The organism is Citrifermentans bremense (assembly GCF_014218275.1).
Lineage (GTDB): Bacteria > Desulfobacterota > Desulfuromonadia > Geobacterales > Geobacteraceae > Geomonas > Geomonas pelophila.
The window spans coordinates 1,939,910-1,962,705 of record NZ_AP023213.1 but is presented as its reverse complement, the minus strand read 5'-3'; the positions used below and the strand labels follow the sequence as shown (position 1 = coordinate 1,962,705).

General features: G+C 62.0%; 19 protein-coding genes. 4 read left to right on the top strand and 15 right to left on the bottom strand.

The features are described 5' to 3' along the window. Positions 1-16: 16 nt before the first annotated feature. The 8 genes from GEOBRER4_RS08720 to GEOBRER4_RS08685 form a co-directional block, all read right to left on the bottom strand. A complete protein-coding gene (locus GEOBRER4_RS08720) occupies positions 17-4,102 on the bottom strand; it encodes a response regulator (RefSeq protein ID WP_185245064.1) in 4,086 nt (1,361 codons plus the stop codon). Further along, positions 4,099-5,250 (bottom strand): ABC transporter substrate-binding protein, encoded by a 1,152-nt coding sequence (locus GEOBRER4_RS08715; RefSeq protein WP_185245063.1) that lies wholly within the window; start codon positions 5,248-5,250, stop codon positions 4,099-4,101. The genes GEOBRER4_RS08720 and GEOBRER4_RS08715 overlap by 4 nt, the downstream gene beginning before the upstream one ends. Then, entirely contained in the window at positions 5,250-6,086 is an 837-nt protein-coding gene (locus tag GEOBRER4_RS08710) for a CheR family methyltransferase (protein ID WP_085812947.1), read from the bottom strand. Before GEOBRER4_RS08710 ends, GEOBRER4_RS08715 begins: the two co-directional genes overlap by 1 nt. Positions 6,087-6,479: 393 nt before the next feature. Then, positions 6,480-6,695 (bottom strand): DUF1653 domain-containing protein, encoded by a 216-nt coding sequence (locus GEOBRER4_RS08705; protein ID WP_085812948.1) that lies wholly within the window; start codon positions 6,693-6,695, stop codon positions 6,480-6,482. Between the two features lie 27 nt (positions 6,696-6,722). Further along, positions 6,723-9,083 carry a trans-4-hydroxy-L-proline dehydratase gene (gene hypD / locus GEOBRER4_RS08700; RefSeq protein ID WP_185245062.1) on the bottom strand — a complete coding sequence of 787 codons (2,361 nt, stop codon included), beginning with the start codon at positions 9,081-9,083 and terminating at the stop codon, positions 6,723-6,725. After that, on the bottom strand, positions 9,084-9,968 hold the full coding sequence (locus GEOBRER4_RS08695; protein ID WP_185245061.1) for a glycyl-radical enzyme activating protein: 885 nt from the start codon (positions 9,966-9,968) through the stop codon (positions 9,084-9,086). It lies immediately after the preceding gene. Between the two features lie 258 nt (positions 9,969-10,226). Then, positions 10,227-11,177: an aldo/keto reductase gene (locus GEOBRER4_RS20280; RefSeq protein ID WP_185245060.1), complete on the bottom strand. Its 951-nt coding sequence runs from the start codon at positions 11,175-11,177 to the stop codon at positions 10,227-10,229. Positions 11,178-11,256: 79 nt separating this feature from the next. After that, on the bottom strand, positions 11,257-11,460 hold the full coding sequence (locus GEOBRER4_RS08685) for a SlyX family protein (RefSeq protein ID WP_085812952.1): 204 nt from the start codon (positions 11,458-11,460) through the stop codon (positions 11,257-11,259). A 205-nt stretch (positions 11,461-11,665) separates the two neighbouring features. Here GEOBRER4_RS08685 and GEOBRER4_RS08680 point away from each other — a divergent pair, with 205 nt between their 5' ends. Next, positions 11,666-12,334 carry a hypothetical protein gene (locus GEOBRER4_RS08680; protein WP_185245059.1) on the top strand — a complete coding sequence of 223 codons (669 nt, stop codon included), beginning with the start codon at positions 11,666-11,668 and terminating at the stop codon, positions 12,332-12,334. 157 nt (positions 12,335-12,491) lie between these two features. Here GEOBRER4_RS08680 and GEOBRER4_RS08675 read toward each other — a convergent pair whose 3' ends face one another. Genes GEOBRER4_RS08675 through GEOBRER4_RS08650 form a run of 6 tightly spaced genes read right to left on the bottom strand, consistent with a single transcriptional unit; the run spans position 12,492 to position 18,775 of the window. Next, positions 12,492-13,256: a TSUP family transporter gene (locus GEOBRER4_RS08675; protein WP_185245058.1), complete on the bottom strand. Its 765-nt coding sequence runs from the start codon at positions 13,254-13,256 to the stop codon at positions 12,492-12,494. Then, positions 13,253-15,442 (bottom strand): hypothetical protein, encoded by a 2,190-nt coding sequence (locus tag GEOBRER4_RS08670; RefSeq protein WP_185245057.1) that lies wholly within the window; start codon positions 15,440-15,442, stop codon positions 13,253-13,255. Before GEOBRER4_RS08670 ends, GEOBRER4_RS08675 begins: the two co-directional genes overlap by 4 nt. Positions 15,443-15,471: 29 nt before the next feature. Beyond that, positions 15,472-16,041, bottom strand: a complete 570-nt coding sequence (gmhB, locus tag GEOBRER4_RS08665) for a D-glycero-beta-D-manno-heptose 1,7-bisphosphate 7-phosphatase (RefSeq protein ID WP_185245056.1) — start codon at positions 16,039-16,041, stop codon at positions 15,472-15,474. A gap of 12 nt (positions 16,042-16,053) precedes the next feature. Then, positions 16,054-16,632: a D-sedoheptulose 7-phosphate isomerase gene (gene gmhA, locus GEOBRER4_RS08660; protein ID WP_185245055.1), complete on the bottom strand. Its 579-nt coding sequence runs from the start codon at positions 16,630-16,632 to the stop codon at positions 16,054-16,056. 40 nt (positions 16,633-16,672) lie between these two features. Then, positions 16,673-17,686, bottom strand: a complete 1,014-nt coding sequence (locus tag GEOBRER4_RS08655; RefSeq protein WP_185245054.1) for a glycosyltransferase family 2 protein — start codon at positions 17,684-17,686, stop codon at positions 16,673-16,675. A gap of 45 nt (positions 17,687-17,731) precedes the next feature. Further along, positions 17,732-18,775, bottom strand: a complete 1,044-nt coding sequence (locus GEOBRER4_RS08650) for a rod shape-determining protein (protein ID WP_085812958.1) — start codon at positions 18,773-18,775, stop codon at positions 17,732-17,734. A gap of 237 nt (positions 18,776-19,012) precedes the next feature. Between GEOBRER4_RS08650 and GEOBRER4_RS08645 the strand changes: the two genes are divergently transcribed. The 3 genes from GEOBRER4_RS08645 to GEOBRER4_RS08635 all read left to right on the top strand — a co-directional run bounded on the left by GEOBRER4_RS08645 (position 19,013) and on the right by GEOBRER4_RS08635 (position 22,312). Continuing rightward, positions 19,013-20,593, top strand: a complete 1,581-nt coding sequence (locus tag GEOBRER4_RS08645; RefSeq protein WP_185245053.1) for a peptidylprolyl isomerase — start codon at positions 19,013-19,015, stop codon at positions 20,591-20,593. A 115-nt stretch (positions 20,594-20,708) separates the two neighbouring features. Further along, positions 20,709-21,599: a phosphoribosylaminoimidazolesuccinocarboxamide synthase gene (locus GEOBRER4_RS08640; RefSeq protein ID WP_185245052.1), complete on the top strand. Its 891-nt coding sequence runs from the start codon at positions 20,709-20,711 to the stop codon at positions 21,597-21,599. Between the two features lie 83 nt (positions 21,600-21,682). Further along, entirely contained in the window at positions 21,683-22,312 is a 630-nt protein-coding gene (locus GEOBRER4_RS08635; protein ID WP_185245051.1) for a DUF3047 domain-containing protein, read from the top strand. A 4-nt stretch (positions 22,313-22,316) separates the two neighbouring features. On the opposite strand, the gene GEOBRER4_RS08630 is transcribed toward GEOBRER4_RS08635, so the two are convergent. After that, positions 22,317-22,673 carry a YtxH domain-containing protein gene (locus GEOBRER4_RS08630; protein ID WP_085812962.1) on the bottom strand — a complete coding sequence of 119 codons (357 nt, stop codon included), beginning with the start codon at positions 22,671-22,673 and terminating at the stop codon, positions 22,317-22,319. Positions 22,674-22,796 lie beyond the last annotated feature (123 nt).

Sequence of the window (22,796 nt, the reverse complement as noted above, 5' to 3'; positions counted from 1 at the left end):
CTGCAAAAAACCGCGCTCAGGCGCTCTGCGCAGCCCCCGCTGCCACGAATTTTGAGACCAGTTCCTGCAGCTCTTCAGGCTGGTAAGGCTTCGAGAGATAGGCCACGCAGCCAGCCTGCATAAGCTTATCCCGGTCGCCAGCCATGGCGCTTGCGGTAAGGGCCGCCACAGGGATGGCGGCCGTGGCACGGTTCTCTTTCAGGTGCCTCAACACGGTAAGCCCGTCCATGCCGGGGAGGTGCATGTCCAAAAGTACCAGCGAAGGTGACCCTTTCTGCGCCAGAACAAGGCCCGACTCGCCGTCGGTCGCCTCCACCAGTCGGAAGCTTTCCCCCAATACCGCTCGAAGCGTAACCAGGTTGTCGGGGTTGTCCTCGATCACCAGCACCGATCCGTCACCCTGCCAACTTGCGTCCGCAAGGGGAGGTGCCGCGGGCTCCACGTCCGGCTTGAACAGGGAGAAGGCCCCCAGCATCTCGTAGATTCTTCGCAGCAATTCGTGCTGCTCCACGTCCCCTTTCTGGACCAGGTGGTTCACCTCGAGGGCGCGCAGCCGATCGTGTTCACCCGGGGAAAGCGTCTTCGCCGTCATCACCATGACCGGCACCCTTTCGGTCAGCCGCGAGGTGCGCACAGCCTGCAACACGTCGAAGCCGTCTACTTCCGGCATCATCAGGTCGAGGATTATTCCGTCGGGAACATGGGTCTTAAGGTAGGAAAGGGCGTGCCTTCCCCCGGAGACCGCGTCGACGCAGAATCCGGCGGATTCCAGCGCGAAGCGAAGCTGAATCGTCGCCGCTTCGCTGTCCTCGACGATCAGGATCCTCGCCCCGTTTCCGCTTTGCTGCTCGGGAAGGCGCCAGCCTATCCTCTCCAGGCTGCGCACCAGTTCGTCCAGCACCGCCTCGCGCACCAGCCCGCCCTTGGAAAGGATGGCGCTCACCCCGGAGGAGAGGCGTTCCTGTTCCGCCGCGTTCAGCTCCTTGGAGGTTATCACCACCACCGGGATCCCCGCGGTGGACTGGTTGGACCTGAGCTTGTCCAGCACGACGGCTCCGTCCATCCCCGGCATCAGCAGGTCAAGGGTGATCAGGTCGGGCTGGTCCACTGCCGCAAGCTCCAGGGCCTGCGCCCCGTCCTCCGCCATCAGCACGTCCATCCCCATCTCCTTGAAGAGCGAGGCGATGAAGAACCGGTCGTACTCGCTGTCGTCGACCACGAGCACAAGGCGGCAACCGGCGCCGGTAAGCTTCTTGAAGGTTTCCATCAGCTGTTCCCTGCTCACCGGCTTGGAGATCACCCCGACCGCGCCCAGGGCAATCCCCGTCGCCCGGTCGTCCGACAGCGACACGATGACGACAGGTATGTCGGCTGTTTCGCGGTGATCCTTCAGCTCGCGCATCACCTCCCAGCCGTCCATGTCCGGCATCATGATGTCGAGCGTGATGGCGAAAGGCTTCTTGGCACGGGCAAGCCTCAGGGCGTCGGCGCCGTTTAGCGCGGTGAGGGTCTCGAACCCGGCCTGGCTTAGGTGAGCCGCGATGAGCGACACGGCATCCGGGTCGTCGTCAACCACCAGGATCGACCTCCCCTGCGACGGGGCCTTGGCGCTTTCTCCCGCCACGGCGACGCTCCCCTGCGCCTGGGTTAGCTTGGCTGCCGCCATCCCGTCCACCGGAAGCCGCAGGGTGAAGACGGAGCCTTTGCCCACTTCGCTTTGCACCGAAACGTCCCCCCCAAGAAGGCGCGCCGTCTTCTTCACGATGGCAAGGCCGAGTCCGGTCCCCTCAAAGGAACGGGAGGTGCTGCCGTCCGCCTGGCGGAACTCCTGGAAGATGGTCTCCAAGTACTGCGGCGCTATGCCGATCCCGGTATCCTCCACCTTGATCAGAACCTCTTCCCCCTCGGCGGCAAGCCTCACGGTGACAGCCCCCTCGCCGGTGAACTTCACCGCGTTCCCCACCAGGTTCTGCAACATCTGGCGCAGCCTCTTCACGTCGGTCAGCAGCGTGGGCAGCCCCTCGGGCGCTTCCAGGGAAAGGGCGATCCCTTTCTCTCGGGCCAGGACTGAGAGCCCGTCCACCACCTCTGCTGCGACCTGCGGCAGGGAGACCGTCTCCAGGAAGACCTCCTGGCGGCCCGACTCGATCTTGGCAAGGTCGAGGATGTCGTTGATCAGCGAGAGCAGGTGCTTCCCGTTGCGCTCAATTATGGCGAGGTACCCCTTCTCGTCCTCGGTGAGCCGGGAACCGCCCTGCACAGCCAGCACGCGCGAGAGCGCCAGCATCGAGTTGAGCGGCGTGCGCAGTTCGTGGCTCATGTTTGAGAGGAACTCGCTCTTCAGCCGGGTCGCCTCTTCCAGCTGCTGCTTTTGCAGGTCCAGCACACGGTTATGGCGGGAAAGCTCCTCCGACTGGTGGGCGAGCTCGGTCGACTGCTGCACCAGTTCCTCGGATTGCTGGGTCAGCTCGGCATTCTTCAGCGCCAGTTCGTTCGCCAGCAACCGTACGTCCTCGCCGGAAAGTATCCGGGCGAAGGCGGACCCGAAAGGCATCTGCACCATTTCCAGGATCTCGTGCACCGTCGGTGAGAAGGGACGCTCCGAGGCAATAGAGATGAAGGCTCGAATCTCGGCGTCGACCGAGATGGGGATTGTGGCTATCTCGGCCGGTAGTATGTCGCCGAAACTTGTGGCAAAGCGCAGCGGCGTCCCTTCCTGCGGCGTCAAGCAGGACACTTTGCCGCTGGAGAGGACGACACCCAGCTCCCCCTCCAGGTGCCGGCGGTTGAAGCGGCGCAGCAAGGAGGAATGGAGCCCTATGGCATGCATGGGAGCGAACTCTCCGCTCTGCCGCTCTTCCACGTAAGCAATCGCCATCTTGGCCCCGGTCACCTCCAGAAGGACAGGAAGGAGCTTGCTGAAGAAATCGTCGATCCCCTCGGCCACTACCAGGTGCTGGGAGAGCCGCGACAAGCCCTGCTGCCCCTCCATCTTCACCTGCAGCGTCTGCGCCATGCTGTTGAAACTTCCCGCCAGGGTCTTCTGCTCGTAGGTCCCCTCCGGGACGGCCCGGGCGTCGAAATCGCCTTCTTCCAGTTCCTTGGCGGAGGCGGCCAGATTCACCAGCGGTTCGGCAATGGAGCGTGCCAGCCTGAAGGCGAGCACGCAGGCCATAAGGGAGATGAGCGAGGCGAGTCCGTAGGTTATGAAGAGCAGGCTGCGGATCGGCGCCAGCACCTCGCTGGTGTCCTGCTTGCAGACAAGCCCCCAGCCGGTGCGTGGGATGTGAACGAAGGCGGAAAGGACCTCCACTCCGCGGTAGTCGGTGGTCTGCGCGATGCCGCTTTCGCCGCGCGCGGCCATCTGTGCCGGTTTCCCCTTGAGCCGCACCCTCAGGACCCCTTGGGGCATGGCCCGCAGCTCGTTAAGGGGCATCACCTCCCGGTTCACCAGCACGGTTTCGCCGGTATCCCCCATCCCGGTGCGGTTGCCGGTTATGTCGTAGAGCAGGGTATGCAGGTTGTGGTGCACCACCAGCAGGGCGCTGACCCGCGAGCCGACGCCTGCCCGGATCGGGACGGCGACGTCGATGCTGGGGATCCCGCCGCTGCCGGAGAGATAGGCCTCTCCAAAGGTCGGCGCCAGATCCTGCATCGCGTCGGCCACCATCTCAGGCCGGGCAATACGCGTCCCTACCCTGCTGTCGCTGGTGCAAAGCGCGATGGTGCCGTCCAAAGAGACCAGGGAGACGTCGGCCACCGACCCGTTGCTGCTCTTGTACCCCTTGAACAGGGTCAGGCTTTCGGTCGAGATCCCGGCCTGAGCCCTGGAGCCTGACAGAAGCTGCTGCGCCGCAGCCTGCACCGAGTGGTCCGAGGCGATGGTGGAGGCATCGACGACTATGTTGTCAAGGATGCTGCCGATCTGCTGCTGGCGTAGCGAGATGACCGCGTTCAGCTTGTCGAAGAGCAGCGCCCGCGCCACCTTGACCCGCTGCATGTAGATGACGGTCGTCATAAGGAACAACGGCACCAGGCAGATCGCCGTAAACCAGAAAGCAAGCCTCGCCTTGAGCGTCGGCAATTGGACCCATTTCTTCATCTTGAACCGCCCGTCCCCTTATTACCGCGGTAGTCAAACCACCTCAGGTCGTACCTGTCGGATTCAGCCATGACCCCCCGCAACATGAAAATGTCAATGGAACCACGTACCCTGGCCCAGGAGACGTTTTCCGGTATCTTGCCGATCTTCTTCAGGAATAGAAATTTCTGATACAGCACTTCCTGCTCGCGCAGCAGCGTCTCCGGTATGCGCGGAGAATGTTGGACCTGCAGCAGGTCATTGCGGGTGATGGAGATCATCTGCTCAGGCTTGAGGGAAAAGGGTTCGCCTTGGAACTTCGTCGCCGATTCGATGGTCCACCGGGCAACTTGCTCCAGCTGCCCCGGTTCCCGCATCCACAAACACGCCCTGGCGACCGCTGCGACGATCTCCCTGGCTTCAGCTGGATGCCGGGTCACGAAGTCGCGCCGCAGGCAGAGAAAGCCGTAATTGAGCCCCTTGTGGACCAGGTGGAAGTCCGGGTAGGAGGCAAAGGCCATGGAAGGAGTCGGCTCCCAGGCACAGAAGGCGTCGATCCTTCCCGAGGCGAGCGCCCGCGCCATCTCGCTCACCTCCATAGGCACGATCTCGACGTCCTTCTCGGTCAGCCCCTCGTTCCCCAGCGCCCTCAAAAGGGTGAAGTGGGCGGCGCTGCCGATGGCGGTTCCCACCCGTTTTCCCTCCAGCTCCTTTACCAGCATCGGGCGCCGCGCCACGATGGAGGCAGCACCTTGCTTCAGCATGGCCAGCAGCACGACGTCCCCGGTAGCCGCGGCGGTCAAGGCAGGCATGTCCGCGAAGAAGCCCCCTTCCAGTTCCCCGGTGGCGATCAAATCGCCGATGTCTTTCCCCTTGTAGAAAGGAAGCAGCTGCAGTTGCATGCCGCTGCGGCTTAGACGCTTGAACAGCACGCGATCGCGCGAAATGAGCTCGGCGACCGAGCCCTCGGGGAGCGTCAAAGGCTGGATCCCGATGTCGATCCCCTGCGCGGTGTTGAAGCGGTAGCTGTCGTGTTTGACAGGTTTTGCCGGCGCGGCCGAAGAGGAGGCATTTGGGGGCGAGCCCTGTCCGGAGCCGGGCTGCTGCGAGCAGCCGAAAAGGGTGAGACAAGCTATCAATGCCAGGACCAAGGGGCGCGCCATCTTCATCATTTTCTCCAGACCACGGCTTTCTTCCGGAACAGGTTGCCACAGTCGAAGATCCGCTCCAGAAAAGGCTCGTATCTCTCGGGCACCGTTTCCGCCTTTCCCAACAACAGCACCCCCTCAGGGTTCAGGGCACGGAAGAGGTTGTCGAACACCCGCAGATACCCTTGCGGATCGAGGTACATGAGGAAGTTGCGGCAGGACACCAGGTCGAACCCGCCGAAAAGCGATTCCGGAGGCGCGTAGGTGTTTGGGTCGAGCAGGTCGTGCCGGGAGTAGGTGATCATCTCCTTGATCCTGGGCGAGATCTGGTAGCCGCTGCGGTCGTAGATGAAATACTTGTTGAGCCGCTGCAGCGTGATTCCGGCGACCGCCCCTGGCGCGTACCTGCCGTACTCGGCTTCTGCCAGCGCATCCTCCGCGATGTCGGTGGCGAAGATCTGCACCCGGGTTTTCAGGTTGAGCAGCTGCATCGCCTCGTCGACTATGATGGCCAAGGAGCATGCTTCTTCTCCGCCGGCACAGGCGGCGGACCAGGCCCGGAAGAACCCGCTTTGGGAGGTCCTGAGCATGGAGGGAACGACGACCGAGCCGAGAAGTTCAAACTGGAGCGGGTCGCGGAAGAAACTGCTGAAACGGATGCGCATCATCCGGGCAAGAAAGGGGGCTTCTGTGGCGTCGTCGTGCAAAAGTCGGCAGTACGAGGCGATGTCTGGAAGACGGAGTTGGGCAACCCGTTCCGCGATCCTTTTCTCCGCAAGGTTATGGGAGTAGCTCTGGAAGTCCTGGCCAAAATGCTCCGTCAGTAAACGTAGAATCTCGGCAACCGTATCGCTCAACGTCGCCTCCGGAACACTGCGTGAAGAAAAACCGTAACAACTGTCATTGCAAAACTACATCCAGCGGTGTACCGGTGCCGGGCATTATATTAGCAATAACCAATACAGACCATGACTGAGAAAGAGAGTGGATATATTCAAAGTCATTGCTCTCTTCGGCTATTACCATAGAAACTTAAGAAATGTTTTCCTATTACACCGTTTCACTATACAAAGTCAATTAAAACGAATTATTTGTGAGATATTGCAGTGCTTTATTAGGCAGGCGGGAATGCTAGGCAGGTTGGTTAAAAGGGAGATGAAGCAGGTGGCAGTTTTTCAAGGCAGGGATGATATGTCGAAGAGATCGTACAATATTCCTTAGAGATGCAAATCCGACTACATGGAGCTGTGCTACTCCTCGTCGCAGCGGGCAAAGCGCGGCACCCGCGCGCCGTCCACCTCGACCAGTTCCTGGAACATGGGCTCCGGGCGCACCCAGAGCCCCCCTTCCCCATACAGAGGCCGGTAGACGACCATGAGTTCGTCGGTCTCGCTGTGGCGTGCGGTGCCGATCACCTGGTAGAACTTTCCCTTGTAATGCCGGTAGCGTCCGGGCTCCACGGCCATGACTTCCCTCCTTGCGGCTGTCGCCGCTCACAAAGACGCGTGCTCGGTCCTGGCGATGATCTCGTTTTGCAGCGCTTCGGAGAGGTCGCAGAAGTAATCACTGTAGCCTGCCACCCTGACGATCAGGTCCCGGTACTCCCCCGGGTCCGCCTGAGCTCGCTTGAGCGTTTCCACGTCCACCACGTTGAACTGTACGTGGTGCCCGTCCATCCTGAAGTAGCTCCGCACCAAAGCCGCCAGTCCGTCGATCCCCCCCTCTCCGGAAAGTAGCGTGGGTGAGAACTTGAGGTTCAACAGGGTTCCGCCGCTGCGGATGTGGTCCATCTTCCCGGCCGAGCGTATCACCGCCGTCGGGCCGTTACGGTCCGCCCCCTGCACCGGTGAGATCCCCTCGGAAAGGGGGGCGCCGCGGCGCCTGCCGTCGGGGGTGGCGCCTGTGACCGAGCCGAAGTAGACGTGGCAGGTGGTGGGAAGCATCTCGATGCGGTACATACCGCCCTTGGTGTTGGGCCTGCCGTCCACCATCTGGAAGAAGGCGTCGAAGACCCGGCGCATCAGGTCGTCGGCGAAATCGTCGTCGTTGCCGTACTTGCGGGTCCGGTTCCAGAGACGCTGCCGAAGGGGCTCGCTTGAGGCGAAGTCGGCGTCGAGCTGCGCCACCAGCTCCGGGAGCGAGACCGACTTCGCTTCGAAGACGTGCTCCTTGATCGCGGAGAGCGAGTCGGTGATGCTCCCTATCCCCACCCCCTGGATGAAGCTGTTGTTGTACCTCGCTCCCCCGGCGTTGTAATCCACCCCCCGGCTGATGCAATCGTCGGTCAACACCGACAGAAACGGCGCCGGCATCAGGCGGGCGTAGATCATCTCGATCAGACGGTTGCCGCGGATCTTGATGTCTATGAAGTGGGCGAGCTGCGCGGAGAAGGCGGCGAAGACGTCGTCGAAGCTGGTGAAGTCAGCCGCTTTTCCGGTCTGCGGGCCGAGCTGTGCCCCGGTCGCCGGATCGACGCCGTCGTGCAGGGCGAGCTCCAGCATCTTCACCAGGTTGAAATAGCCGGTGAGGATGTAGGCCTCCTTGCCGAAAGCCCCCACCTCGACGCAGCCGCTGCAGCCGCCGGCGCGCGCGTCCGCTAGCGTCTTACCCTGGCGCAGCTGTTCCTCTACCACCGAGTCCGCGTTGAAGATCGAAGGAAAGCCGTACCCCTTGCGCACCACCCTCAAGGTGTGCTTCAAGAAGCGGTCGGGAGACTTGCGGGAGAGCTGGATGTTGGAGGATGGCTGCAAGAGGTGCATCTCGTCAATGATGTCGAGGAGCAGGTGCGACACCTCGTTTGAGCCGTCGGAGCCGTCCGGGAGGAGCCCCCCCAGGTTGATGTTTGCGAAGTCGGTGTAGGTGCCGCTCTCAGCGGCAGTCACCCCAACCTTGGGCGGCGAAGGGTGGTTGTTGAACTTCACGAAGAAGCATTCGAGGAGCTCGCGCGCCTCTTCTTTTTTCAGGGTCCCGTTCGCGATCCCATCGCTGTAGAAGGGGTAGAGGTGCTGGTCCAGGTGCCCGGGACTGAAGGCGTCCCAGCCGTTCAACTCGGTGATGACGGCCAGGTGGCAGAACCAGTAGGACTGCAGCGCCTCCCATAAATCGGTGGGGGCGTGCGCCGGGACCCAGCGGCAGTTGGCGGCGATCTTCAAAAGCTCCTGCTTGCGGACGGCGTCGGAGCAGGCAGCGGCCATGCTTTCGGCCAGTTTCGCGTGGCGCTCGGCAAAGAGGATGACGGCATCGCAGGAGATGTCCATCGACTTCAACTCCTCCCGCCGGGCCCAGGCATCAGGGTCGGTGCCGAAGTCGAGCGCGCGGATGGCGTCGGCGATCTCCTTCTTGAAGTCGAGGAGCCCCTTTCGGTAGATCTTGTCGTCCAGGACCGTGTGCCCCGGGGCGCGCTGCTCCATGAACTCAGTGAAGATCCCGCTTTGGTAAGCCTGGTGCCATTCCTCGGGGAGCTCCTGGAAGATCTTGTCCCTCAGGCTCCTCGTGCTCCAGTAGGGGATCACCGTTTCGCCGTATGCTTTGAGGCAGGCGTCGTCGACGCGGTAGCTCGTCTTCTGGCGCGAGTTCAGTATGCGCAGATCTTCCAGGGAGTGGCAGGTGAGCTCCGGGTAGGTCGGAACCAGCTTGGGCGCAGGCCCCCTCTCCCCCACCACCAGTTCGCCCTCGCCCAGGTAGATGGTCTTTTTCTCGCAGAGGTAGTAAAAGGATTTCGCCCGCAGCACCGGGACGGACCAGCGCCCTTCGTTCTCGCGGTAAAACTCGGTCAAAAGCAGCGCGCGCTCCTCCGAGATCGCAGGTTCCGCGTCAAGGCTCTCCTGCCGCAGGCGTTCAGTTCTTCCGGTCATCTAAGCTCCCCCTATACGCGTATCGAGCCCCCTGTCCCTGAACAGTCGGGCGTAATGCTCCAAAGTCTCCAAAGAGGGCGCCGCCGCCCCTGCTGCCTGGAGCGCCGCCTCCTTTCCGAAGCGCTGAGGCTTCGCTCCCCAGCTCCCGTGGTAAGGGAGGAGCCAGACCTGGCGCACCCCGTGTAGCCGCGAGGCAAGTGCAGCCAGCGCCTCCATCTCCTGCACCGAGTCGTTGAATCCGGGAACCACCGGGATCCTGAGCCAGATCGGACGTTGTTCACGGCCGAGGCACTCCAGGTTCTTGAGTATCGCCGCATGATCTGCGCCGGTCCCCTCCCGGTGCCTCTCCGGGTCGGCGCACTTGAGGTCGAAGAGGAACAGGTCCGCCAGCGGCGCGATGTCGGCGAGGGTGTCGGGGGCGCAGATCCCCGCCGTATCGACGGCGGTGTGGATCTCGTGTTCGCGGCAGGCGGCCAAGAGCTCCTTGAGAAACTGCGGCTGGCAGAGGGGCTCGCCACCAGAGAAGGTGACCCCGCCGCCGGAATCCTCGTAGAAGAAGCGGTCTTTCAGGACGCTCTCCATCACCTCGTCGACCGTCATCACCCTCCCCACCACCTCGCGCGCACCCGTCGGGCAGGCCCTGGCGCAGGCGCCGCAACCGCGGCAGGATTGTCTGGAGAGTGACTCGGGACAGGCCGAACGGCAGGCGCCGCAAGCGATGCAGAGGTTTTGGGAGCAGGCGATTTCAGGCAGGGGTGACTGGCTCTCGGGGTTGTGGCACCACCAGCAGCGCGCCGGGCATCCTTTCAGGAAGACCGTGGTCCTGATGCCGGGGCCGTCGTGCAGCGAGTAGCGTTGCAGATTGAAAACCGTTCCGTGAATCATAAACAGCTAAACTCCAAAAAACAAAACCCCAAAAGCATGCACCACAGAGGACACAGAGGGAAAACCAAATCTTAAAAAGCGTCGCACACGGATGACGCGGACCCAGCGGATAACTTCAAAGACGAAAAGCTTCATTGGTTAAACCAGAAGCTGTTTTGGTTGTATCCGTTCCATGCGCTTCATTTCGTCCGTGTTTGATCCGTGTGAAAGCCTTTTGGCTACCTCCACGACCTCTGTGTTCCGGGGTGCCTCTGGCTCTTATACCACCCGGATCATGAACTCCGGGCAGGCAGCGCCGCAATAGCCGCAGAGAATACACTGCTCCTCGTCGACGACGGCCTTGCCGTCCACCAGTTTCAGCGCGTCGTTGGTGCAGGCCGGGACGCAGGCGCCGCACCCCTTGCAAAACGCCTCCATGATGGCGAGCTTGCGCCTTCTCCCCTCCAGCTTTTCCCAAAGTGCCTCGTCGGCGCTGTCATCGTGGAAAAGGGCAAGGTTCCCGTCGATCTCGGCCTCCGAGAGCATCCCCAGCGCCACGCCGTGCACTCCCTGCAGCCCGAGCACGTAGCGCAGGCTCTCGCGCGCGGAGGAGATGAGGTTGCCGCCGGCCAAGGCCTTCATGGCGTAAACCCCCTTGCCGGCGTCGGCGCAGGCCGCAATCACGTCGGCCATCTCCGCCTGCGTGCCGTCTATGATCCCCATGCCCGCCCGGTTGATGAGCGGATGCACCACCTCGATCTCCGGATGCTGCACTGACTTCCTGATGGCGCTCACGAAATGGGAGGAGAGACCGACGTGGGCGATCTTACCTTCCTCCTTCATCCTGAGCAGCGTCTCGATCACCTCAGGGCGCTCGGCAAACGGGTCCGCGACCCTGGCGCCGTGCAGATGAACGATGTCCAACCGCTCCAACTCCAGTGCGCTCAGCGCCCGCTCGACGTGGGCGCGTGCCTGCTCGGCCGTGTTGGCGTGGGTCTTGGAGGCGATGTGAACCTCGCCCTCGAACCCGGATAAGGCGGAGAGGATGTGCGGGTAGGTCTGGTACAGTTCGGCGGTGTCCAAGAGGTTCACGCCCCGTTCCAGGGCGTAGCGGATCAGCCTCCCCCCCTCTTCGGGAGAAAGCGCGGCCTGCAAGGGACCCAAGGGGAGAGTACCGAAAACGAGGGGGTTGATCTCCAAACCGGTGCAGCCAAGGCGTACTTTGTTCATAAAACCTGTCATCCCTTCACGTGATGCGCTAGCTCGTACAGCGAACCTGTCCCGGTTCAGTCAACCCCAACCGGGGCTGTCAGTAATGCGGCGGAGGCTCCTCTTCGGAGGGAAGCCTCGTGTCGGAGGCGGCCAAGCCGCGCAGGTGTTCCTTGACCAGTTTCAATTCCCGGGTGAGGTGGTCGATCATGGTCTGCTGCCCGGTAACGACCTCGTTCAATTGATCGATGATGCGACCCTGATGCATGATCAGCATCTCCATATCAGTCAGACGCTGTTCCATGTGTATCTCCTTTTAATGCCATAGACTGCCAACTCCGATGCGGTCAAAGACTTCAGGGAGGGCGGCTTGGCTATTTTAGCTGGCAAAGTTTAACGCGATTCCTTTCCGCAGCCAAGATAAAAAACTTCAAAAAGCGGACGGATTCTGATAATTTCCAGCTGCCCTTTTGAGCCGGCAAAGGCTCTTGGGGCTACGGGGGAAAAAGATGTCGGATACGCCGAAATCGAGCAGCGAAAGACACATCGAAACCATAATGGAGCACCTGCAGCCGGGAACCGAGCGCTATGAGGTGCTGGACCGGGCCAAGCGCTTCAAGTCGTCCTGGGTTGAGTTGGGCGAGAAACTCCTGGACGTGAGCAAGAGGGCGAGCTTCCGGGAGTGGGGGTACGGGAGTTTCGAGGAGTACTGCGTGCAGGAGATCCGCATCAAGCGGGGGACCGCCGAGAAGCTCACCATGGCCTACCGCTTCATGGAAAAGGAGGAGCCGCAGCTGATTGGGCGGCGCGAGGAATTGAAGCCGCTTCCCGACTACCGCTCCATCGACCTGCTGCGCCAGGCAAAGGAAGAGAAGGGATTCACTGAAGAGGAGTACGGCGATCTGAGAAAGCGCGTAGTCGAGGAGGACCGCAGCCACCCGACCGTGCTGAAGAAGTTCAAGGAAGTGGCGGCGTTAAGGGAAGAGGTGAACCCGCTGGCGCCTCTTAAGGCCGGCATCTCCGCAGCCAGAAGGCTAGATTCCGCCCTGCGCGCCATGGAGAGCGCCCCCGCGGTTTATCTGGAGCAGGTGTCCGAGATGATCGCGCACCTGGAGCAGGAGCTGGAAGCCGCGAACGTAGGGAGCGAAGACGAAGCCGGCAGCATCCGCGCCATTTAAATCTGAAAAGCGTAAAAAGCATGACCACAGAGGACTCAGGGGATCACAGGGGGGGCACAGAGGAAAGACTAAAGGCTTTAAGATTTAACCCAGCTTCTTTTGGTTTTCCTCTGTGACCACCGTGTACCTCAGTGACCTCTGTGGTAATGCTTTTAACTTACCGCAGGTAGTTGTCCCAGAAAAGCTTCGCCGTCACCGCGAGCACGGAGCAGATGAACACAGGCCGCACCAGCCGGGTCCCCTTCTTAATCACGAGCCTCGCCCCTACCCTAGCCCCCACAGCCTGCCCCGCCCCCATCACTAGCCCCGCCAGGATCAGCACCTCTCCCCCCGCCAGGAACACCGCCAGCGACACGATATTGCTGACGAAGTTGAAGACCTTGGTGTAGCCGGTTCCCTTGCGCATGTCGAAGCCCAGGCCGAGCATCAGGGCCACCACCCAGAAGGATCCGGTGCCCGGCCCGAGAAAGCCGTCGTAGAAACCAAGCGCCAACCCGGCGACCGCATAGAAGAGCACCCTGGGGAACCGCGGGCGCACCTCCTCGGCGCCGAGCTTGGGGGTGAAGATGGTGTAGCAGAGGATGGCCAGGAGCAGAAAGGGTATTCCCTTCTTCAGGAAGCCCGGGTCCAGCTGCCGCACCGTGTAGGTGCCGAGTACAGCGCCGGCGGCGGTCCAGGCCGCACCAAGGGCGGCGTCTGAGAGCTTCACCGTCCCCGCCTGTACGAAGTGGACCATGGCGCTGAAGGAGCCGAAGCTTCCCTGAAGCTTGTTCGTCCCGAGCGCAGCCTGAGGCGGAAGCCCCAGCCCGAGCAGCACCGGGACCGTGATGAGCCCCCCTCCTCCTGCTATGGAATCGATGAGACCAGCGGCTGCTCCGGTGATGAAAAGCAGTGGGAGATATACGGGCGGAATGGAGATCACTTGGAGCCCTTTCCCTCCTTGCGGGATACGCGGTACAGCTCCACCGTCCGGTGGGCGACGGCCGTCATCAGCGGGATCTCCTTGAGAGCCACGGTGCGGTCGGCAACGGCCTGGGCGACGTGGTACATCCGCTGCCACTTCAGGGGGGCGCTCCGGGCGTGGCGCAGCCAAAGGGTCTCGACGACCAGCCGGTCCAGCCACGCGTCGCGCTTTGGCTCCAGCAGGTTGGTGAAAACCCGCGCGATGACCGAGGCGTCCACACCCCTCCCCCTTCCCGTCATCGCCGCATCTACCTCGCCCGCTGCGGCATCCCCGGTCTCGGCCCAGCTGCCGAAAAACGCGGGGAAATCCAGCAGCCATCGTCCCGACTCTTCAAGCGCCCCGACGTACTCGCTTTCTTCAAGCAGGGCCGGGCTGAGGGAGTCGATCTCGTCGCGCAAAAGAAGCAGTTCGTTCCCGGCATCGAGGGGGGTCCCCTTCCACCGGTCGCGCCCGAGCAGTTCGGCTATCCTGACGAACCAGTGATTGGGGGTGACGCCGTTGGCGACCCCGTCGGCGAGCGCCTGGCAGACGCGCAGGTCGAGATACTGCGGGGACGATTCCAGGTACGACGAGCCGTGTGCAAGTTTGACGACGAGTTTATCCCTTTCCGGGCGCGACTTGATCTGCTCCACCGAACTAGCGGCTACGCCCGTTCCCTGTTTCAAAAGGATGAAGCAGGAGCTGAAACCGGCGTCCTCCTGAAGCAGCAACTGGAAATTTTGGGCGCCGGAGCCGTCGATGGAAGAGGCGTACACGGTCAGGGGGAGAGGTTTGGGGAGCGGCGCGCATTCAATCCGAGCCTTGCGCGCGTTGGTGATGGCCTGGTCGACGTTGCGCCTCACGTCGGCGGGGAACCAGTTGCGCGCCATGATCAGCCGCCGCAAGGTCTCATGGCCGATCCTGCCCCCCTCGATGGCTACCAGCAGCCGGGACACCTCCAAAGCGTGCGCCGGGTCGGGGTGAAAAAGCATCAGGGCAGCGATCTCGCGCAGGAAAGGGTCGTCCGCCGTCATCAGCTCCGAGATCACCGGGGCGCGCAACTCGGCGTCGCTTGCCGCCGAGAGCTGGAGGATTTCGTCCGCCCCCGCGAAGGGGGAGACCATCCCCATATCCTTCAAGCTCCGGGCGATGCCGGTCAGAAGATCTTCTTCCTCAGGCGCCTGCAGATCGGTCCGGTCGGTCCCGGTGCGAAGGAGCCTCTTATCCGCATCCCGCAGCTCGGCGATCAGTTCTACCCTGCTTTCAGACAGGATGCGCGCCACCGTCAAAGAGAGGTCGATGTCCTGGTTCTCCATCATCACTCGTCGCGCCAGCGCCCCCTGGAACCTTTCCATCTGGCTTTTGGCCCCAGCCCTTCCCCCCTCGATCTCCACCTGGTAGAAATCAAGCATGTCGTGGAGCAGCCTGAGCGCGGCGTCGATCTTCTCGTCGTCCTGGGGCGAGCGCCTGCACAGAGGCGGAAGGAGGGCTGCCAGTTCTTCCCCGGCGAAAGGGTCCGCCAAAAGGTGACGCCGCAGTTCTTCCTGGACGGCCAGCATTGCCCCCACCGGCCCGGCCTGGGCCTTGGCGTAGAGATCCACGAAACGCTGCATCCCGGTGGCTGCGACACCCTTCGCAGGCCCCGTTCCGGGTTGCTTGACCGAGGGAGAGGAAGGCGATGCGCCTGCGCGGCCATGCTTGAGCGACTCCTCCAGCACGTCCTCGAGTTCGGGAGGGGACGTCAATCGGTACCAGATCTGGCCAGGTTTCGGGAAGGGGCTCCCTGAGTAGGGCTTCTTGTCGGCAAGTTCGCGCACCTCCCGGTAGCGGCGCTGGATGCGCTGCTGCCATTCCGGGCGTGCGTTCAACAGGTCGGTAAAAGTCTGGGCGAGGTCTTGGGCGTAGGGGGATTGGTAGCTGGCAGGGTCTAGATAAGGTCCGGTGAAAGCGCCTGAGGCATCGAGAGCGAAGCGGATGGTCGCCTTGGGGCGCGACTTCTCGTTGATGACCGAGACCATGACCTGGCGGCAGTCGTCGTCAGGCTCGGTGCAATAATATTCGAGGAAACTGTAGTTCCCCTTGGGGATGCGTCCGGTCTTTCGCGGCAGCTCCAGGGTGACTTCCTGTTGCTCCGCGTTGGGGAATATCTCGCGATATGGCTTCATGTGGAGTGTTTCCCAGATTTTCCCCGTGGCTAAAGGTTTGCCTCCCTCACGAGGATGGCGTCGACGGCAGCCCCCAGGTCGATGAAGGACTCCACCCCGGCCGGCAGGCGCGACACCTCTTTGCTCCCGTACCCGGTGAGTACCAGCAAGGAGGTGCACCCGGCGTTCAGCCCCGCCTGCACGTCCCCAAGCTTGTCGCCGATCATGTAGGAGCGGGAGAGGTCGATGTCGAGGTCGGCGGCGGCCTGCTCCAGCATGCCGGGGAGGGGCTTGCGGCAGGCGCATTCCCTGCGGTAGTCGCCGGTGGCGTGCTCGGGGTGGTGCGGGCAGAAATAGCAGGCGTCGATGTTGATCCCGTACTGGGCCAGGTCATCGTGCATGTGGTCGTGGATCTCTTTAAGCGCCGCCTCGTCGTAGAGACCGCGCCCAATCCCGGACTGGTTGGTCACAACTACCAGAAGGAACCCGGCATCCTTGAGACGCTTGAGCGCCAAGGGGACCCCGGGGATGAGCTGGAATTCCTCCACCTTGCTCAGGTACTGCACTTCTACGTTGATGGTCCCGTCCCTGTCGAGAAAGACCGCCCGCTGCTTCGCCATGTGACCCCCGCCCTACTCGCCCTTCACAAAAAGCTGCCGCTCCACCAGGTCGCAGATGATGTGGATGATGGTTATGTGCCCTTCCTGGATCCTGGGGGTGTCGTTGCTCGGGACTACGAGCGGGAGATCCACGACGGACCTGATGCTCCCACCGTCTTTTCCCAGAAGCGCTATGGTGCGGCATCCCATTCCGCGGGCCGCCTCGAGTGCGAGCTGGACGTTCGGCGAGTTGCCTGAGGTGGAGATGCCCACCACGACATCGCCCTGCGCGGCATGCGCCTCGACCTGGCGCGAGAAAATCCGGTCAAAGCCGTAATCGTTGCCTACGGCGGTAAGGATGGAGGTATCGGTGTGCAGCGCGATGGCGGGAAGCGCGCGCCGCTCCAGCTTGAAGCGCCCCACCATTTCGGCCACGAAATGCTGGGCGTCCGCTGCCGACCCGCCGTTGCCCATGACCAAAAGCTTGTTGCCGGCCTTGTAGGCTGCAACCACAAACGAAACGGCGCTCTGTATGGCGGGGGATAGTTCCCCTCCGAGCGCCGTCATCACCTCGCAATGGGCCTTAAGCTGGGCCTTTATCTCTGCAAGCATCCAGTTACTCCTGCATTAGTTGTACAGCGCCAAAGCGCGACTACTGGTAGCGGGCCTTGATCCTCTCGCAAAGCTCTGAAAAGGAGAGGTAGCGGTCGCTCCAGGGGAAGGGGATGCCATCCACCGCGGTGACCGGCGTCGTCCCCGGTTTCTCGGAGGCGATCTTCTCGAAGAGGCGCTTTTTCATGCCGTCCCAGGCGAGCCTGGGCAGCGGCACCAGGGTGACGTGCTCGTGCAGGGTCGCAAGTCCCGCCTGCTGGGCAGCCTGGTTCAAGGAGGCCGGCAGCAGCACGGTGTAGCGGTCGTCGTGCCGCGCCCCTTTTACCAGCCACTCCAGTTTTTCTCCAAGCAGCTCTACTTCCACCCCCTTGGGGACGTGAAGTACGTAGCTTGCACCCACCCCCCAGCGCTCCCGGAAAAGGGCGATGCTTCGCTGCTGGGTCTCACGCCGCCTCTGCTCCGAGCCGAGCTGCACCTCTTCCTGGTGGTGCACCACCGGGGTCGGCACCTGCACCGTGATGAAGCCGTGGGCATTGGCGCGCCGGGTGTAGTCCTTGAGGCACCACGCGCCGCCGTCCATCCCCTCGTCGAAGCCGCCGATCCGCCGGTAGAGCTCCCTGGAGACCACCATGGCGGCGAAGGAACCCCGTTCGAGCTCTTTGGGTGCGCTGCACTCCTCGCCAGGATCGAGACACGGCAGTAAGATCCCAGCCTCCGGATGCTCCCCGGCATAGGCTAAGAGGGGCTCCAGCCACTTCGGGCTCACCAGGGTGGTGTTGCGCACCAGGGCGAGGTAGGGGGCCTCTGAGCTCTCGAAACCGCGGTTGGCAGCAGGCACGAAGCCTATGTTGCTGTCATCGCGCATCAACAACGCGCGGTCGTCCAGGCTGTCGGCGAGTTCCTGCAGGAGCCTTTCGGTATCCCGCTCGGACCCGCAGTCCACCATGATGAATCGGGCGCCGGGTGTGTGGTTGATCAGGGTGACCAGGCAGTTCCGGGTCTCGTCGGGCCTGTTCCAAACGGGTATGATGACGTCTATGGTGGCGTCGGTCATGACAATCCCCTCAGGCTGACAAGCAGTTAGGTTATAAAAGGCGGACTAGGAGCTGACGGCGACGTTGCGCAGCAGCGCCAGTTCGTCGAGCACCTTGCCCGAGCCCAGGACGACGCAGGAAAGCGGGTCTTCCGCGGTGACCACGGGAAGGCCGGTCTCCTCGCGCAAGAGCACGTCCAGGTTGCGCAAGAGCGCGCCGCCCCCCGCCAGCACGATCCCCTTGTCTACGAGGTCCGCGGCAAGCTCCGGCGGGGTCCGCTCCAGGCAGTTGCGCACCGCGTCGACTATCGCGGTCACCGGCTCGGAGAGCGCCTCGCGGATCTCGTTGGAGTCGATCTCGGTGGTCTTGGGGATACCGGACACGAGGTCGCGCCCCTTGACCTCCATGTGCAAGAGCTGGGTTCCGGGGTAGGCCTCGCCTATCTCTATCTTGATCAGTTCGGCCATGCGGTCGCCGATGAGCAGGTTGTACTTGCGCTTGATGTACTGGACGATCGCCTCGTCCATCTTGTCGCCGCCGACCCGCACGCTCTTGGTGTAGACGATGCCGGCCAGGGAGATCACGGCGACCTCGGTGGTGCCGCCGCCTATGTCGACGATCATGTTGCCGCTGGCCTCGGTGATGGGAAGCCCCGCCCCGATGGCGGCCGCCATCGGCTCCTCGATCAGGTAAACCTCGCGGGCCCCGGCCGACTCGGCGCTTTCCTTGACGGCGCGCTTTTCCACCTGGGTGATCCCGGAGGGAACGCAGATGACGATCCTCGGACGGACCAGGGTCTTTCTGTTATGCACCTTGTGGATGAAGTAGCGAAGCATCTCCTCGGTGATGTCGAAATCGGCGATGACCCCGTCCTTCATCGGACGGATGGCGGTGATGGTCCCAGGGGTGCGGCCAAGCATCTTCTTGGCCTCCATGCCGACAGCGAGCACCTTCTGCTGGCCGCTGGGCATCTTCTGTACCGCGACCACCGACGGCTCACGCACCACGATACCCTTACCTTTTAAGTAGACAAGGGTGTTGGCCGTGCCGAGATCTATGGCCAGATCATTAGAAAACATGCCGAAAAGGGCATCGAAAATCTTGATCATTCATAACTCCTTTGATTATTGCGCTACCGGGACCAGGCCCGGCGTCAAAGGTGGAAATATAGCAAAAACTCCGCACCCTTGCAACAAAGAAAAGCCACAGTGTCGTCACAGTGCACACAAAGAAGGGACAGATGCCGGATCATTCTGGTGTTGCTTTTGCGATTAAATCATACTATTATTCCCAACTCTTGTGATACATGAGAGACCACTCTATCTGCGCAAAGGAGCCGAACCAGAATGCTAGGCATAATGAGGAAGTACAAACAATCGATACTTATAAAGATTGTATTCGTCGTGATCGTACTCTCTTTCATAGGGACCATCTTCCTCGTCTGGGGCAGAGGCGGCGACGAGTCCGCCAACGGTCCTGCTGGCTACGCCGCAATGGTTGACGGCACCAAGATCTCGATGGAGGATTTCCAGAAGAACTACTACCGCACCAGGAACCTCTACGAGCAGATCTACGGCCGCTCGCTCACCCCGGAAATGGAAAAGCAGATGGGGATCAAGAAGGCCACCATCGAGAGCATGGTGGAAAGCATCCTCGCCCTTAAAGAAGCAAAGAATATGGGGGTCAAGGTGACCAAGGACGAGGTCGCCGCCGAGATCGCAAAGGTCCCCTCCTTCCAGAACAACGGCGTCTTCGACTTTAACCTGTACCAGCAGACCCTCAAGACGAACCGGGTCACCCCGAAGGATTTCGAGGAGTCTCAGGAGCAGGACATCCTTATTCAAAAGGCGCGCAACAAGGTGAAGGAGAAGGCGACCGTCACCGACGCCGACGTAATGCAGGAGTTCAAGAAGCAAAACGACAAGGTTGACCTGCAGTACGTCTCCTTCTCTCCCGCCGACGTTAAGGGAAGCATCAAGCTCACCGACGCGGAGTTGGACATGTACCTCCAGGATCACCAGGCGGAGTTCAAGACCCCCGAACAGGTATCCATCGCCTACACCCTGGTGAGCCCGGCGTCGCTCGCCTCCAAGGTGAGCGTCACCCCCGAGGAGGCGCAGAACTACTACCAGAAGAACATCGACCGCTACCAGGGCAAGGGTGGGATCCTCCCCTTTGCCGAAGTGAAGGACCAGGCCACCGCCGATGCGCAGAAGGCCAAGGCCGCCAGGGAGACCTACGAGAAGGTGGCCGAGACCGCCAACAAGTTCCGCGCCCAGGGTAACCTCGACGCAGCCGCCCAGGCGCTGGGAAGCAAGGTCGAGAAGACCGCGCTCTTCACGGCTCAGGCGCCTGCCGCCGCAATCGCCGGCGAGACCGAGCTCGTCGCCCGCGCCTTTGCGCTGAAGCAGAACGAGCTGGGTGGACCGGTCGAGACCGCCAAGGGGATCTACCTCTTGAAGGTCATCGACAAGAAGCCCTCCGCCGTGCCGCCGCTGGCGCAGGTAAGGGCGAAGGTCGAGCAGAAGCTTCTGGAGGTCAAAGGGGCCGAGGTAGCCAAGAAGAAAGCTGAAGAGGCGCTGCAGCAGCTGGCCAAAGGGGGCGCGGCCGCCAAAGAGAGCGGCAACTTCGGCTATTCCGCTACCGGCGCCATCCCGACCGTCGGCACCTCCCCCGAACTGATGGAGGCCGCCTTCGCGCTCACCCCGGCGAACCCGGTAGCGAAGCAGCCGGTCAAGGTGGGCGAGCGCTGGTATGCGGTGAAGCTGAAAAACCGCGTTGAAGCCCCGACCACCGACTTTGCCAAGGCCTCCGCCGGCATCAAGCAGGCCCTGCTTCCCAAGAAGCAGCAGGAGGAGCTGGACAAGTGGATGAAGGGACTCAGGGCCAAGGCTAAGATCGAGATCAACCCGACGATCAAGGACTAGCGAAGCAAAGGCGCAGATCGAACAGCTATTCAAGTGCGAGGTGGAGGGTGCAGGTGTACTCTTCACCTTTCACTTTTAACGCTTCAAACGCGATCCATAAAAGGAGAATGCTCAAATGACTACACCGGTACTCAACACTGATTTCCCCGGTCTGAAGCTCGCGGCCCGCGGCAAGGTGCGCGACATCTACGACCTCGGAGAGACGCTGCTCATCGTCACCACCGACAGGATCTCCGCTTTCGACGTGATCATGAACGAGGGGATCCCGCACAAGGGGTACGTGCTGACCCAGATCTCCGCCTACTGGTTCCGTCAAATGGAAGACATCATCAAGAACCACATCATCTCCACCGACGTCGCCGATTTCCCCAAGGAGTGCCAGCCCTACGCCGACGTCCTTGCTGGGCGCTCCATGTGGGTGAAGAAGGCGCAGCCGCTGGCCGCCGAGTGCATCGTGCGCGGCTACATCTCCGGTTCCGGCTGGAAGGACTACCAGAAGACCGGCGCCATCTGCGGCATCAAGCTTCCCGAAGGGCTCAAGGAGAGCGACCGCCTCCCCCACCCGATCTTCACCCCCTCCACCAAGGCGGAGCTCGGAACCCACGACGAGAACATCTCCTTCGAGGAGATGTGCCGGATCTGCGGCACCGAAATTTCCACCAAGGTGCGCGACGTGACCCTCGCCATCTACGAGAAGGCGCGCGACCTGGCCGACGAGAAAGGTATCATCATCGCCGACACCAAGTTCGAGTACGGCATCTACGAAGGGGAGCTGATCATCATCGACGAGTGCATGACCCCCGACTCCAGCCGTTTCTGGCCCAAAGAGAGCTACAAGCCGGGCGGGCCGCAGCCCTCCTTCGACAAGCAGTTCCTGCGTGACTACCTGGAGACCCTCGACTGGGGCAAGACGGCGCCGGCGCCGCCGCTTCCCGAGGAGATCGTCAGGAAGACCGGCGAGAAGTACATGGAAGCACTGGTGAAGCTGACCGGCAAAGGGATCTAGTTGATATGCCAACGCCCCGCCTCCTCTCCAGGGGGTGGGGCGTTTTTATTTTTGAACCTGTCGATCCAGCAAAGGAATAGACGATGCTGAAGCATACCCTCCCCCTGCTGTTACTCCTCGCCTTCACCGCGGGCTCAAGCGGCGCCGCCGAGATCCCGCTGGCACGCTTTACCCAGTCCGACCTCTCCGGCTGGAGCGACAAGGCCTTCAAGGGGAAGACCGAATACAGCTTCTCCGACGGCGGCTTGAAGGCCCACAGCGCCAAGGGGGCGAGCGGGAAGATAAAGAAGATCTCCATCGACACCAGGAACTACCCGAAGCTTTCCTGGAGCTGGCGCATCGACCACACGTTGCGCCACGAGGACATCGCCCGCAAAAGCGGCGACGACTTCGCCGCGCGTGTCTACGTCATCTTCCCGCGCACCTTCTTCTGGCGCATGCGGGCCATCAACTACGTCTGGAGCTCGAAGCTGCCCAAGGGTAGCCACGTGCCCAGCCCGCACACGGCAAACGCGGTATCGGTGGCGGTGGAAAGCGGTGACGCCAAGGCTGGAAACTGGGTGTTCGAGGAGCGCAACGTCTACGAGGATTACAAGAGGATCTTCGGGGAGGATCCCCCCCTTTTGGGGGGGATCGCTGTCATGACCGATACCGACGACACCAGGGAGGAGACCACCGCCTGGTACGGCGACATCACCCTCCGCTCGGAGTGATAATCTAACCTAAGAGCTTCGCCAGCCTCGACCTCTGCTTCACCAGGCGCGCCTCGCCATCCTCGAGCGCCTTCAGCACCCCCTTCTTGGCGTCGTAGGCCATGTCCTTGCCACGGTCCAGGATCTCAGAGGCCCGCTCGCCTACGGCCTCGGCCATCTCGGCCACCTGCTCGGTGAAATCCTCCACCGCTTCCAGGGCCTCTTCCCCCTTGCGGCGCGCCCTCTTCGCGTATCGCCCCATTTCCTTGCGGGTTTTCTGGCCGCTTTGCGGCGCGTACAGGAGCGCGATTCCGGCGCCTATGATGCCTCCTGCCAAAAGCATGAGCGCCCCGACCATCACGTTGTTTTGTTTGTCCTGCATAACGGTCCTCCTTTCTTCACCGGGTGTGATTTCAACTGCACAATATAGTACCCGAAGCGCTCGGTTTGCCAAGGGGCTGTTCTCATTATTACTTTGAAGCAGAGGTCTCTGCGTGTATAGTTA